Origin of the sequence: Flavobacterium collinsii, from assembly GCF_902804485.1 — a bacterium.
In the GTDB taxonomy this organism is placed as follows: Bacteria; Bacteroidota; Bacteroidia; order Flavobacteriales; family Flavobacteriaceae; genus Flavobacterium; species Flavobacterium collinsii.
On the sequence record NZ_CADCST010000187.1, the window covers coordinates 1 to 249 of the forward strand.

Genomic DNA, 249 nt, shown 5'->3' on the forward strand with positions numbered 1-249 from the left:
TGTATCTAACGCTCCTTCAAGTCGAAGTACAATAGGAATATGATAAGCAACACTGCCTTCTAACTGATCCAAAAACCACAATCGCTCCTGACTGAAAGATAAAGGAATTCGTCCTAAGCGGTCTTCTAAGACAACAGCAGGTAATAATACTCCTTTTGATTGAGATGATACATGCGAACTTAACGTTGCGATCGTCGCGTATTCAAAGACTTCCCTGATAGATATTTCTATGGATAATCCCTTTCGGAT

Annotated in this window: 1 protein-coding gene; it reads right to left on the minus strand. The window is 39.8% G+C overall.

The features are described from left to right. On the minus strand, nucleotides 1-249 hold a 249-nt coding region (locus tag FLA105534_RS23425; protein WP_173968488.1), incomplete at both ends, for a hypothetical protein.